Annotated in this window: 9 protein-coding genes and 1 pseudogene; 2 read left to right on the top strand and 8 right to left on the bottom strand. The window is 61.5% G+C overall.

Going from position 1 to position 12,183, the window contains the following annotated elements; all coding sequences use genetic code 11:
• Positions 1-35: 35 nt before the first annotated feature.
• From dapC to HMPREF2836_RS06310, 5 genes are all read right to left on the bottom strand, one after another.
• Positions 36-1,175, bottom strand: coding sequence for a succinyldiaminopimelate transaminase (gene dapC / locus HMPREF2836_RS06290; RefSeq protein ID WP_070616232.1), 1,140 nt, complete (start codon positions 1,173-1,175; stop codon positions 36-38).
• Positions 1,176-1,368: 193 nt separating this feature from the next.
• Positions 1,369-1,689: a ferredoxin gene (gene fdxA / locus HMPREF2836_RS06295; protein WP_005505213.1), complete on the bottom strand. Its 321-nt coding sequence runs from the start codon at positions 1,687-1,689 to the stop codon at positions 1,369-1,371.
• Positions 1,690-2,190: 501 nt separating this feature from the next.
• Positions 2,191-3,540: a PIG-L family deacetylase gene (locus HMPREF2836_RS06300; RefSeq protein ID WP_070616233.1), complete on the bottom strand. Its 1,350-nt coding sequence runs from the start codon at positions 3,538-3,540 to the stop codon at positions 2,191-2,193.
• Between the two features lie 373 nt (positions 3,541-3,913).
• Positions 3,914-5,827 (bottom strand): translational GTPase TypA, encoded by a 1,914-nt coding sequence (gene typA / locus HMPREF2836_RS06305; protein WP_070629892.1) that lies wholly within the window; start codon positions 5,825-5,827, stop codon positions 3,914-3,916.
• Positions 5,828-6,036: 209 nt separating this feature from the next.
• Positions 6,037-6,987, bottom strand: coding sequence for an NAD(+) diphosphatase (locus tag HMPREF2836_RS06310; RefSeq protein WP_070629893.1), 951 nt, complete (start codon positions 6,985-6,987; stop codon positions 6,037-6,039).
• A gap of 129 nt (positions 6,988-7,116) precedes the next feature.
• Between HMPREF2836_RS06310 and pgi the strand changes: the two genes are divergently transcribed.
• Positions 7,117-8,793 (top strand): glucose-6-phosphate isomerase, encoded by a 1,677-nt coding sequence (gene pgi, locus HMPREF2836_RS06315; protein WP_049327617.1) that lies wholly within the window; start codon positions 7,117-7,119, stop codon positions 8,791-8,793.
• 138 nt (positions 8,794-8,931) lie between these two features.
• Here the strand turns inward: pgi and HMPREF2836_RS06320 are convergent, their stop codons facing one another.
• The 3 genes from HMPREF2836_RS06320 to HMPREF2836_RS06330 all read right to left on the bottom strand — a co-directional run bounded on the left by HMPREF2836_RS06320 (position 8,932) and on the right by HMPREF2836_RS06330 (position 10,979).
• Positions 8,932-9,642: a pyroglutamyl-peptidase I gene (locus HMPREF2836_RS06320; RefSeq protein WP_246822836.1), complete on the bottom strand. Its 711-nt coding sequence runs from the start codon at positions 9,640-9,642 to the stop codon at positions 8,932-8,934.
• Between the two features lie 20 nt (positions 9,643-9,662).
• Entirely contained in the window at positions 9,663-10,280 is a 618-nt protein-coding gene (locus HMPREF2836_RS06325) for an LOG family protein (RefSeq protein ID WP_070629894.1), read from the bottom strand.
• A 150-nt stretch (positions 10,281-10,430) separates the two neighbouring features.
• Complete coding sequence (locus HMPREF2836_RS06330; RefSeq protein WP_210394339.1) at positions 10,431-10,979, bottom strand: NUDIX hydrolase; 549 nt, start codon at positions 10,977-10,979, stop codon at positions 10,431-10,433.
• A gap of 254 nt (positions 10,980-11,233) precedes the next feature.
• Between HMPREF2836_RS06330 and HMPREF2836_RS09445 the strand changes: the two are divergent.
• A pseudogene (locus HMPREF2836_RS09445) lies at positions 11,234-12,183 on the top strand (hypothetical protein); the annotation flags it as partial.

Below are 12,183 nucleotides of genomic sequence, written 5' to 3' on the forward strand. Positions count from 1 at the left end.
CTTTCTGCTATGCGGGCTAGTTAGACCCGTCGGGGCTACTTAGCGGCCGATGCCTTCAGACGCTCAGCAGCCTTCGCCACCGCCTCATCAGAAGCGGTCAGGGCAATACGCACGTAGCCTTCGCCGTCCTCGCCGTAGAACACGCCGGGGCCAGCAATAATACCCAGCTCCGCCAGGCGACCAATGGAATCCCAGGTGGACTCACCGAAAGTGGTCCACAGGTACAGGCCAGCCTCAGAGTCCTCAATGCGGCCACCGGCGGCGGTAATCGCCTCCTCCAGCACCTCGCGGCGGGCACGGTACAGGTCCTTCTGCGCCGCCACGTGCGCCTCATCAGCCAGCGCCACCATCATGACAGCCTGCACGGGGGCGGGCACAATCATGCCGGCGTGCTTGCGGCTATTAATCAGGTTCGGCATCAGCTCGGGGGCACCGGCAATGAACGCGGCACGGTAACCGGCAAGGTTCGACTGCTTCGACAGCGAGTACACGGCAAACAGGCCGGTAAAATCACCATCGCACACACGAGGATCCAGGATGGACGGCACCGACTGACCGCCGCGCGCCTCATCCCAGGCACCCCAACCGAGCTCCGCGTAGCACTCGTCGGACGCCACCACGGCACCGATTTCACGCGCCTGCGCCACAATCTCACGCAGCTGCTCCACGGTACGCACCACACCGTTCGGGTTCGCCGGGGAGTTCACCCAAATCAGCTTCACACGGCTACGGGTGTCAGCGTCCAGCTCATCCAGGCTATCGGCGGGCACGGACTCGGCGCGGGCAAAGCGGGCACCCATATCGTAGGTGGGGTACGCAACGCGCGGGTACACGACCACATCGCCCGGGCCCAGACCCAGCAGGAACGGCAGCCACGCCACGAGCTCCTTCGAACCGACCGTGGGCATGATCGCCTCCGGGCTCAGGCCGGTCACGCCGCGGCGGCGCGCAAACCACTCGGCAATAGCCTCACGCAGGGCGGGGGTGCCGTGGGTGGTCGGGTAGCCGGGTGCATCGGAGGCAGCCGCCAGCGCCTCACGAATGTTCTGCGGGGTCGGGTCGACCGGGGTGCCGATGGACAGGTCCACCGGACCATCCGGGTGGGCGGCCGCGGTTGCGCGGTAGGGGGCGAGCGCCTCCCAGGGGTATTCGGGCAGGTTCAGGCCGTAAGTCATTGTGTCACCTGGTTGCTTGGGAATAGTTTTCGTCATTTTAGTCTAGCGTCCGTGCGCTGGCGTGCCTACAGCAAGAGCCTCCATTCCAGCGCCTAGACGGTGCGTGGGCACCGGGTGCTGTGATGGAGGCTCTTGGCACCCATTAGCGGGTGCGGTCAGTCTATGCGGTTGTCGCTATTATTCGCCGCAGGGATTACTCGCCACGAGGGGGCAACGCCGCGATGAAGGGCACGTCCTTGCCGGTGGGGCCGAGCTTTGCTGCGCCGCCGGGGGAACCCAGGTCGTCGAAGAAGTCTGCGTTGGCGCTGACGTATTCGCTCCACTCTTCGGGGACGTCGTCTTCGTAGTAGATTGCTTCTACGGGGCAGACGGGCTCGCAGGCGCCGCAGTCCACGCACTCATCCGGGTGGATGTACAGGGTGCGTTCGCCTTCGTAGATGCAGTCGACGGGGCATTCTTCAACGCATGCGCGGTCTTTGACATCCACGCAGGGAAGCGCGATTACGTAGGTCATTGGTGTGCCTTTCTAGAAGCTGTTCGCCCCGTGCCCGCCGGTCTGCGGGTCGTCTGCTGCAGGGCAAAATCTACAGAGTAAACCGCCGAGTAGGTGGTACCCGGCGGGGAAGTCTGTGTATAGTCTATCGCGCACCGGCTGTTTAACCGTATTTTCGTGGCGTATCAGACAGTGGGCTCATGGGTTTGTGGGGGTATTTTTTAGGCTAGGCTGACCTGGTATTTATTTGCATTACGACTAGTCGGCTGGATTTTAAAAATAGATTAAGCCAAAAATGAAATCTTCGTCACATGAATTTTTTGATGAAGTCGCCGCTATTTCAACCCCGCTAAATTCACCGAATAACGCATACATTTTCTTTCCTATTGCCCTCTATCCGGCGGGTTTAGAAGACAGCAGCGGCGCAACACCCAAAACAGCAGGAGGGGCGTCCCGGCTAACCGGAACGCCCCTCCCCTTAGGTTATGACGTAGTGATGAGCCTCAGCCTACTTCTTGGCGCCTACTTCTTGGCGCGAGCACGCTGATGCGCCGCACGCGGCGAGAAATACTGCGCGTCCTTCACGCGAGCGCGAGTGTACACGAGCATGCCCAGCATCGCCGCCACCGGGGCGCCAAACCACCACAGGGCACCGTAGAAACCAATCGCCGAATGGCCCGGGTTCACCAGAACAAACGGCGAATCGGGGCGACCGTAACCGAGTACGTACACGGTCACGAACGCCGCAACAGCCACGACCGCCGCCGCGTAGCCGCGACGCAGCGACAGGGCGCACCACAGGGCGGTAAAGAAAACCGTCAGGTACGCCACCAGCAAGCCGAGGGGCAGGGCGGTATCCCCCGCGTACACGACCCAGGCGTGGTAAATCGACCCGGCAATACCGGCAAAAATACCCAGAATCGAGCCGGTCAGCAGGCTCGACACCAGACCCGCCTCCTGCGGCTTCGGGTGCACGGTTGCGGTCGGGTCACCGTCGAGCACACGGAAAGTCTCCACGGAAGAAATCTTCTGCGGCACCTTATTCGAGTACTCAAAAGTCTTCTCGTCCACCACCGTGATCTGGGTGCGGTGCGCCTCCATTGCCTTGCGCTTGGCGGTGCCGTCACCGTAGATTGCCGCCTGCACGCGCTGATCAGCCGTATCGAACTCACCCTCAATACCCCAGGTGAGAATCGGGCGGTCCTCGTCATCTTCAAGGATCTGCAGGGCACGGTGCACAATCTCGTACACGCGCACGTGGTCGGGGTGGCCGTAGCCGCCGTCCGAATCGTAGGTGATCAGAACATCCGGGGTGAGGGCGCGAATAGCGGCAACCAGCGCCTGAGCTTGCGGCTCCAGCGGCTGCGCGGTCAACGAATCCTCCGCCGCCACCGGGTTGGCGACGGGCTTACCCTCCGGGCCCCACGCCATGCCGGAGTCACGGTACAGAGGCAGCGCGCCCTCCGCGACGGCGGGTTCCTGGCCCAGGAAGAACTGCTTCTTCACGCCCAGCGCCTTGATAGCGCCGGCAAGCTCACCGGTGCGATACTCGCCCAGCGCCTCACCGTTATCACGGCAGCCGGGCTTACCGACCTCCAGGTGATGCAGCTCCTCGGGGATGACCTCACCCAGCTCACCGCGGGTAGCGGTCAGCAGGTACACCTCCGCGCCCTTCTGCGCATAGTACGCCATGGTCGCGCCGGTCGAGGAGGTTTCGTCGTCCGGGTGTGCATGCACGAACAGGATGCGTGCCTTCTTCGCATCGTAGTTATTCGGCAGCAGGTCACGGCGCGAGCCGGGGGCGATGCGCTCACCCTGCGTGGGGTAGCTGGGGGTCGCAGAATCAGGCTGAGTGTTCTCGGTTTCAGACACAGGCTTTCCCTCTCATACGCAGGGTTGGGTTTCTTGGACGGTCAAAGCGCGCCGGCAATTTACATCGTTGAGTGGCAGACATTGAGTAGCGGACAGGTGCCGCCACCGTGCAGGCGCATTATTTTATCTTACACACTCGCATGTACAGCGCGGGGTGTTCAGGCTTTTCAAAAGCAGTTTTAGGCAGAAAGCAGAAGCGCCCTATTCACCTCCCCCTTCTCTCCCCGTCGCCCCGACAATATTTCCCGAACGAATCGGGGCGGTTAAACAGAACCGCCGTTACCTCCTCTTCAGAAGGCAGCGGCGGTTCTTACGCAACGACAGCACCCGCTACAGCAGGTGAGTCGCTAATGCGCTATTAGTTCGCGCAGTATTAGTCGTTGGCACGTGCGCGGCGGCGGAACTCGCGGACACGCTCGTTGGAGTCCAGGATGACCTTGCGGATACGAATCGCCTCGGGGGTCACCTCAACGCACTCGTCTTCGCGAGCGAATTCCAGGCACTCTTCCAGGGTCAGCTTCTTCGGCGGGGTCAGGTTTTCGAAGTTGTCCGCAGTCGAAGAACGCATGTTGGTCAGCTTCTTTTCTTTGGTGATGTTAACTTCCATGTCATCTGCACGGGAGTTCATACCAACGATCATGCCCTCGTACACCTCAGAGGTGGGCTCCACGAAGAAGGTGCCGCGCTCCTGCAGGTTAATCATCGCGTAGGGGGTCACCACGCCGGCACGGTCAGCAATCAGCGAACCGTTGGTGCGGTACTCAATCTCGCCAGCCCAAGGCTCGTGCTCAATCGAGTAGGAGGAAGAAATACCGGCACCGCGGGTCTCAGTCAGGAACTGAGTACGGAAACCAATCAGACCACGTGCGGGAACAGCGAACTCCATACGGACCCAACCGGTACCGTGGTTCGACATGTTCTCCATGCGGCCCTTACGCGCAGCCATCAGCTGGGTGACAGCACCCAGGTGCTCCTCGGGCACGTCAATAATCATGTGCTCCATGGGCTCGTAGACCTTGCCGTCGATGGTCTTGGTAACCACCTGGGGCTTACCCACGGTCAGCTCGAAGCCTTCGCGGCGCATCTGCTCCACGAGGATAGCCAGGGCGAGCTCGCCACGGCCCTGAACTTCCCACGCGTCCGGACGCTGGGTGGGCAGAACCTTGATGGACACGTTACCGATCAGTTCGCGGTCCAGGCGGTCCTTCACCTGACGTGCGGTGACCTTTGCGCCCTTGACGCGGCCAGCCAGCGGGGAGGTGTTAATACCGATGGTCATGGAGATTGCGGGATCGTCCACCTTAATCAGCGGCAGGGGCTTGGGGTTCTCAGCGTCGGTGAGGGTTTCACCAATAGTGATGTCCTCAATACCAGCCACTGCGACGATTTCGCCGGGGCCAGCGGACTCTGCGGGTACACGCTCGAGAGCCTTGGTCGCCAGCAGCTCGGAGATACGGACGTTCTTGATTTCACCGTCGTGACGTGCCCACGCAACGGTCTGACCCTTCTTCAGGGTGCCGTTGAAGATACGAACCAGTGCCAGACGACCCAGGAACGGGGAGGAGTCCAGGTTGGTCACGTGTGCCTGCAGAACCTCGTCCGGGTTGTAGGTGGGGGCGGGCACGTGCTCGATGATGGTCTTGAACAGCGGCTCAAGGTCGTCGTTGTCGGGCAGCTGGCCGTCTGCGGGCTGGTTCAGGGATGCAGCGCCAGCCTTACCGGATGCGTACACCACCGGAACGTTCAGCACAGCGTCCAGGTCCAGGTCGGGAACCTCGTCCGCCAGGTCAGATGCCAGGCCGAGCAGCAGGTCCATGGACTCGCCAACAACCTCGTCGATACGGGAGTCGGGGCGGTCAACCTTGTTCACCACGAGGATCACGGGCAGCTTAGCAGCCAGTGCCTTACGCAGCACAAAGCGGGTCTGGGGCAGCGGACCTTCGGATGCGTCCACGAGCAGCACAACGCCGTCAACCATGGACAGGCCGCGCTCCACCTCGCCACCGAAGTCGGCGTGGCCGGGGGTGTCAATAACGTTAATGGTGATGGTCTCACCGTTGGCGGAAGGGCCGTTGTAGAACACGGTGGTGTTCTTCGCCAGAATGGTGATGCCCTTTTCCTTTTCGAGGTCGCCGGAGTCCATGACTCGGTCTTCAACATCTGCGTGGGCAGAGAAGGCGTGGGTCTGCTGCAGCATCGCGTCGACGATGGTGGTCTTGCCGTGGTCAACGTGTGCCACGATGGCCACATTGCGAAGGTCGGGGCGCGAAGCGGTGTTTTCAGACATGCGTTAAGTTTCTCGCTTAAATCTAGGGGATAGTCTTGCCAGCGGGTGCGCTCTAGAAGGCGCGGGGGTCACGGGGGCAGTACCTTCAGATAGGTATCTGGGGGTGTTTGCCGGTTGGAGTGTTGCCGGTGGAGCCGCTCTGCAATGAGAGCGTTTCCGGGCACGCCAAAACGGACCCCCCTCCGTTGGGCTTAGCTACCAGTGTATCACTAGGGCTTTTCGGCGAGCCACTCATCAAGCATGCGGCGGGCGACAGCGTTCGTGCCGGGCAGCTCAAGCTTGGCGGGGTCGTCCTCGTCGCTATTGCCGCGCTCCTCCGAAATCGCTATCGCCTCACGCAGTTCGGGGGCGGTGAACCAGCGGGCGGCACGGATCTCACCATCGTGATGAATGATGGTTTCGTTTTCATCCACGCGCACCCGGTAGCAGATCATGAGCGAACGCGGGAAAGGCCACACATCGCTCATACGGTACTCGGTGCTGAGGGCGTGCAGACCAGTTTCTTCGTAAACTTCGCGGGCAATTGCCTCTTCAAGGTTTTCGCCGGGGTCAACGAAACCGGCGATGAGGGCGAAGCGGTTGGGGTGCCACTGGCGGTTATTCGCCAGCAGCACGCGCTCGCCGTCGCGGCTGGTCACCAGCGCCATCACGGCGGGTTCAATGCGGGGGAACACCAGCTCGCCGGAGGCGGTGCGGCGGATGCCCTTGGAGCCGAGGGGCGCTTCCTCGCCGCTGTATGCGGAGTAGCGCATGTCGATGAGGTAGTCGCGGCGTGCCAGGGCGGTGGCGTAGTGGGCGCGGCCTTCCGGGTCATCATGGACCGGGTAGTAGCGGAAGCCACTGGCGGAGGCGTGCACCCGAGGGTTGTTCAGGTCGGCGGCGACCTGCGCGAGGGTTTCGTCCTCGCAGTAGAGCACGTGCACCTCTGCCTCACTATTCTTCTGGGCGTCGGCACCGTAGGCGGCGGGGCGAATTACACTGCGCGCAAGGATGGCCTCTTCGGTCAGCGGCTCGGCAGTATCGTTACCGGTCAGGTAGTGCAGGGTTCCGTCATCGCTGAGCAGGGTTTCCCCTTCGCGGGAGATGAGCAGGTAGCGCGGTGTGTGAGTGTCAACGGGTGCGTGAGTGTCAGCGGGTGTGTGTTCAGGTGAAGAAGTCATAGGTTTTACTCTACATCTTGATGTTGCAAGGCCCACAACAGCGTGCCAGGTTTCGATTTTTTCGCCGTATCGTCCCATATCACTCTCGAAAGAGGTGACATAGACACCCGAAAATAAGAGAATGGAAACATGACTACTTCTATTGACCCTACGACCACCTCCGCGTGGTCCGCTCTGTCCGCTCATCACAAGTCCCTCACTCCGAACCTGCGCGAATGGTTTGCCGCTGACCCGGAACGCGCGCAGAAGCTCAGCTTCACCGCCGACGAACTGCACGTCGACCTGTCCAAGAACCTGATTACCTCCGAAACCCTTGAGCTGCTGGTCAAGCTCGCCGAAGAGGTCAAGCTGGAGCAGGCTCGCGAGGCAATGTTCTCTGGCGAGCACATTAACGTCACCGAGGACCGCGCCGTACTGCACACCGCACTGCGCCGCCCCGAGGGTTACACCCCCGCACTGACCGTTGACGGCCAGGACGTAGACGCAGACGTTCACGCCGTGCTGAAGAAGATTTACGCATTCGCTGAGCGCGTGCGCAGCGGCGAGTGGACCGGTATCACCGGCAAGCGCATCGAGACCGTTGTGAACATCGGTATCGGTGGCTCCGACCTGGGCCCGGTCATGGTGTACGAGGCTCTCAAGCCCTACGCTGATGCAGGCATCACCGCACGCTTCATCTCCAACATTGACCCGACCGACGTGGCTGAGAAGGTCTCCGACCTGGACCCCGAGACCACCCTGTTCATCGTCGCATCCAAGACTTTCGGTACCCTCGAAACCCTCACCAACGCGCGTGTGGCACGCGAGTGGCTGCTGTCCGCACTGGCTGAGGCTGGCGCTCTGGAAGGCAAGGAAGCGTCCGAGGCTGTGGCTAAGCACTTCGTGGCTGTCTCCACCGCACTCGACAAGGTTGCAGCATTCGGTATTGACCCCGAGAACGCTTTCGGCTTCTGGGACTGGGTTGGCGGCCGCTACTCTGTAGACTCCGCAATCGGTACCTCCCTGGCTATCGTTTTCGGCCCGAAGGTTTTCGCTGACTTCCTCGCTGGCTTCCACGCAATGGATGAGCACTTCCGCACCGCTCCCCTGGCTCAGAACGTACCCGTTCTGATGGGTCTGCTGAACATTTGGAACGTGAACTTCCTCGGCGCAGAAACCCACGCGGTTCTGCCCTACGACCAGTACCTGCACCGCTTCCCCGCATACCTGCAGCAGCTGACCATGGAGTCCAACGGCAAGTCCGTTCGCGCGGACGGCTCCTTCGTCAACTACGCAACCGGTGAAGTGTTCTGGGGCGAGCCCGGCACCAACGGCCAGCACGCTTTCTACCAGCTGATTCACCAGGGTACCCGCCTGATCCCCGCGGACTTCCTGGCATTCGCTAACCCGGTCCACCCGACCAAGGACGGCGAGCAGGACGTTCACGAGCTGTTCCTGGCTAACTTCTTCGCGCAGTCTCAGGCTCTCGCCTTCGGCAAGACCGAGGAAGAGGTTCGTGCAGAGGGCACCGCAGAGCACGTGGTCAACGCACGTATCTTCAGCGGTAACCGCCCCTCCACCTCCATCATGGCGCCGCGCCTGACCCCGCGCGTTCTGGGCTCCCTGATTGCCCTGTACGAGCACATCACCTTCGTTCAGGGTGTTGTTTGGGGCATTGACTCCTTCGACCAGTGGGGTGTTGAGCTCGGTAAGAAGCTGGCGCTGGACCTGGTTCCCGCTATTGAGGGTGACCGCGAGGTTCTGGCTCGTCAGGATTCTTCGACCGCTTCGCTGATTGACTACTACCTGAAGAACCGCACCAAGTAGTAGCTCGAGCCTGCATGTGCCGGTTTTGTAGCCCGGCTGTATAGGGTCAGCGTACATATGCAAACCGCCGGATAGTCTCCCAGTTGGGGAGGCTATCCGGCGGTTTTGTTATACGGGTTTTTGCTCTGTACCGTGCTGCTAGTTCACGGCGGGCAGGGTGTCGGAGGCGACCTCAGCAATAATGCGCACCACGGTGGATTCGGGCAGCTGCGGGATGCCCTGCTCGTCACGCACCACGCCACCGGCGTCACGGTGGGCGGTCATGCCGGCGCCTTCGGTGGTCTCTTCACCGTCAGCGCAGGTTGCGGGCACGTGCACGAATCCGGCGGGGATGCTCAGACCCAGTTCACGGCTGATGCGCTGACCCTCGTAGAACACGTGGTTGCACACGTAGGTTCCGGCGGTGTACGAAATTTCGACCGGCTCCCCCGCCGCACGCAGACGCTCAAAGCTGGCGCGCACCGGCAGGGAGGAGAAGTACGCCTCCTGACCTCCCGGGGCGATCGGCTCATCGCAGCGCTGGTCGCCGTCGTTATCTTCAATACCGGCGGAGTCCAGGTTGATAGCGACCTGTTCGAGGCTGACCACGTCGCGGCCAACCGCCACGCCCAGGCTGATGAGCGCGTCGGGCTGCACCTCCTGCAGGGCAGTGCGCAGGGCGGCACTGGAACCGTCGTAGCTGACGGGCAACTCGCGGGTGATGACGTTCAAATCCGGGCGCATCTGAGCCAGCAGACGCTGAGCGCCTTCGGCGAGCGCTACGGTGGGGTTCACGGGCACGCCGGGGAACGGGCCAAAGAAGGTCAGCAGCAGGATGCGTGCCTGGTTGGGGATGGTTGCCATAGTCATTCTCGTTTTCTGCGGTGGTTTTATTCAGCAGTGTTCTTTGCAGCAGTGTTCTTTTCGGCAGCGTTCTTTTCTGCGGCGCGGCGTTCCAGGTCCTTGGCGAGCGCCTCCAGCAGCTCTTCGGGGGTGGTGGCGATGATGAGCTCATCCAGGTAGCGTTCGTTGAGCAGGCCGGTGGACGCCATGTAGTGCATGGCGTCGATGAGCTTGTCCCAGTAGCCGTTGACGTTCAGCAGGGCGACCGGCTTGGAGTGAATGTCGAGGAACTGCCAGCTGAAAACTTCAAAGAACTCTTCGAGGGTGCCGGGGCCGCCGGGCATTGCGACGAATGCGTCAGCCTTCTCAATCATGGCGATTTTGCGCTGGTGCATGGTGTCCACAATGTCGAGGGTGGTCTGGCCGGGGTACACGCCCTCCAGGCCGACCAGCTTGTGGGTGACCACGCCGTAGACCACGCCGCCGGCGTCCAGGGTTGCGCCCGCGACGGTGCCCATGAGGCCGGTGCGGCCGCCGCCGTAGACCACGCCAATATTGTTTTGGGCGCAGAGGGTGCCGAGCTCCTGGGCGCGGGTGGTGAAGAGCGGGTCGTTGCCGGAGCGTGCGCCGCAGTAGACGGCGAGGTTGTAGTCGGTCTTCTTCATGGTTCTCCTTGGGGTGTATGGGGGTTTCCGGGGTGGAGCGCCTCTATGCGTTCTACCCGTGATAGATGTTGCTGTGTTGAGGGTACCGGATGCACCTGTGTACCTCATGTGTGCCGCCCGCCGGTTCAGGGGGCACGTCAGGGGCGGGGGTTACGGTAGCGGGGTGCGTGCCAGCAGCGGGAAGATCTGCTCGGTATTCAGCGGTGCCTGCGCTACAGAATCGAAGGGGCTGCTCATGGCGGGGTTGACCCAGCGTAGCTCAGCAATTTCGGCCTGCGGCACCAGCGAAGCCAATAGCTCGTGTTGTTCGTTGGTGGGGGCGTATTCGTAGGTTTCGGCGCGTACCGTAAAGCCTGCCTCGTTCAGTGCCGCCGCCTCCAGGAGTCCGCGGTGGTGCATCCGGGCGGGGTCGGGGGTGAGCCCGATTTCTTCGTTCACTTCGCGGCAGGCGGTCTGTAGCGGGGTCTCCCCCTGTTCGGGTTTGCCGCCGGGCATCATGAACCCGTCGCTGCCCCGTTTGCGCACGGTGAGTACGAGCCCGTCCCGGTTGCGGATTGCTACAGCGCACACGTTCACGACACGGTGCGTGCTGTCGATGGCGCTGTGCTCAGTAGCGCTGTGCTCAGTAGCGCTGGGTTCGGCGGGCGGGGCGGGCGGGGCTGCTTCTACTCGGTTCTGCGGGTTCTTCTGCGTGGGCATCTTTCTACCCTAGCATTTCCGTATCCTCCAGCCGGCGCTGTGCATGTTTGTCTTATCCATCCGCCCTATTGTGCGCCCTGTAGGCATTGGTTTTACGTAATATTTCGGCGAGTTATCTTATGTCCGGTTCATGCGTTTAGGTGCGTGTTACGGTGTAATTAACCGTGATGTCGCGGTACCGTATACGCACTCGACTTGGCGCGATACAGGAAGAGTGCGGATCGCTCAATCACCCATGTAGAAGGAACTTCATGATGGCTAACTCTTCTCATGCCCGCCGCTACGGTAGCGCCGGTGCTTCTGTTCTTCTTGCCGCATCCTTGAGCTTGTGCGCTCTGCCTTCTGTTGCAGCGGCTAATACCCCGAATCCGGATAACCCGCCGGTTATTACGGTCTACAACTACAAGGTTGAGACCAATACTCGTGAGTTGAAGACCGCCCTGCGTCTGAACAAGATTACGTTCAAGGCGTCGAAACTGCCCGCGAAAACTACCGCTTTCGCCCCGGCATTGCACGAGGCAAACCATAGGGGTTTCCCGTTTCTGAACCCGATTCAGACGGTGCGCGTTGAGGGCCCGTTCAAGGACGGCACGGCGACTGCGACCCATTACGTTCCCGGTAGCCTGGTTGACCCGGCGAAGAACTACAGCTTCGTCGCTAATATCATCGTTGATGGTTACGGGGGCGGTCAGGTTCTGCGCATGGACGTTGTAAAGGATAGCGCCGCACCGGTTCTGCACGTGGATTCGCCGCGTCTGAACACCAAGGGTGAGACTGTGTTGAAGGTGCGCGGTACCGGCTACACCGGTGAAGCGACCCCGCACGGTGTGCGCGTGGTGGTGTCTGATACGAATGTGTGGGTTCCCGGTCGTTTTCCCCAGACGGGTATGCGCTTCGTGGCTGAGGTGACCGTACCTGCTTCGCAGATTCACAACGGTGCTTTTGAGACGGAGGTGAAGGTCCCGGCGGATGTTGCGGCGACGCTGAATACCTCTCACAAGTACATTGCGGGCACCATGGCGGCTGGCGTTCAGGGTGCTGAGTACGGCTCGTTTGATGCACAGAAGCCTCTTGAGCTTTTCGCGCAGGAGCCCGTGGTTTCTGCGGTTCCGACCTATGCTCCGACGGTGGCTCCTCTGCCTGAGGCAACCATCGGCGTGAACCCCACTGACGCACCCACCGTGGCACCCCTGCCGGAAGCAAC

Source organism: Rothia sp. HMSC065C12, assembly GCF_001812085.1.
GTDB lineage: Bacteria > Actinomycetota > Actinomycetes > Actinomycetales > Micrococcaceae > Rothia > Rothia mucilaginosa.

Bases quoted from the DNA above. Each gene is read 5' to 3' on its own strand.
- typA (WP_070629892.1), bottom strand. From the start codon at position 5,827: ATGTCTGAAAACACCGCTTCGCGCCCCGACCTTCGCAATGTGGCCATC.
- HMPREF2836_RS06310 (WP_070629893.1), bottom strand. From the start codon at position 6,987: ATGACTTCTTCACCTGAACACACACCCGCTGACACTCACGCACCCGTT.
- fdxA (WP_005505213.1), bottom strand. From the start codon at position 1,689: ATGACCTACGTAATCGCGCTTCCCTGCGTGGATGTCAAAGACCGCGCA.
- HMPREF2836_RS06320 (WP_246822836.1), bottom strand. From the start codon at position 9,642: ATGACTATGGCAACCATCCCCAACCAGGCACGCATCCTGCTGCTGACC.
- dapC (WP_070616232.1), bottom strand. From the start codon at position 1,175: ATGACTTACGGCCTGAACCTGCCCGAATACCCCTGGGAGGCGCTCGCC.
- HMPREF2836_RS06325 (WP_070629894.1), bottom strand. From the start codon at position 10,280: ATGAAGAAGACCGACTACAACCTCGCCGTCTACTGCGGCGCACGCTCC.
- pgi (WP_049327617.1), top strand. From the start codon at position 7,117: ATGACTACTTCTATTGACCCTACGACCACCTCCGCGTGGTCCGCTCTG.
- HMPREF2836_RS06330 (WP_210394339.1), bottom strand. From the start codon at position 10,979: ATGCCCACGCAGAAGAACCCGCAGAACCGAGTAGAAGCAGCCCCGCCC.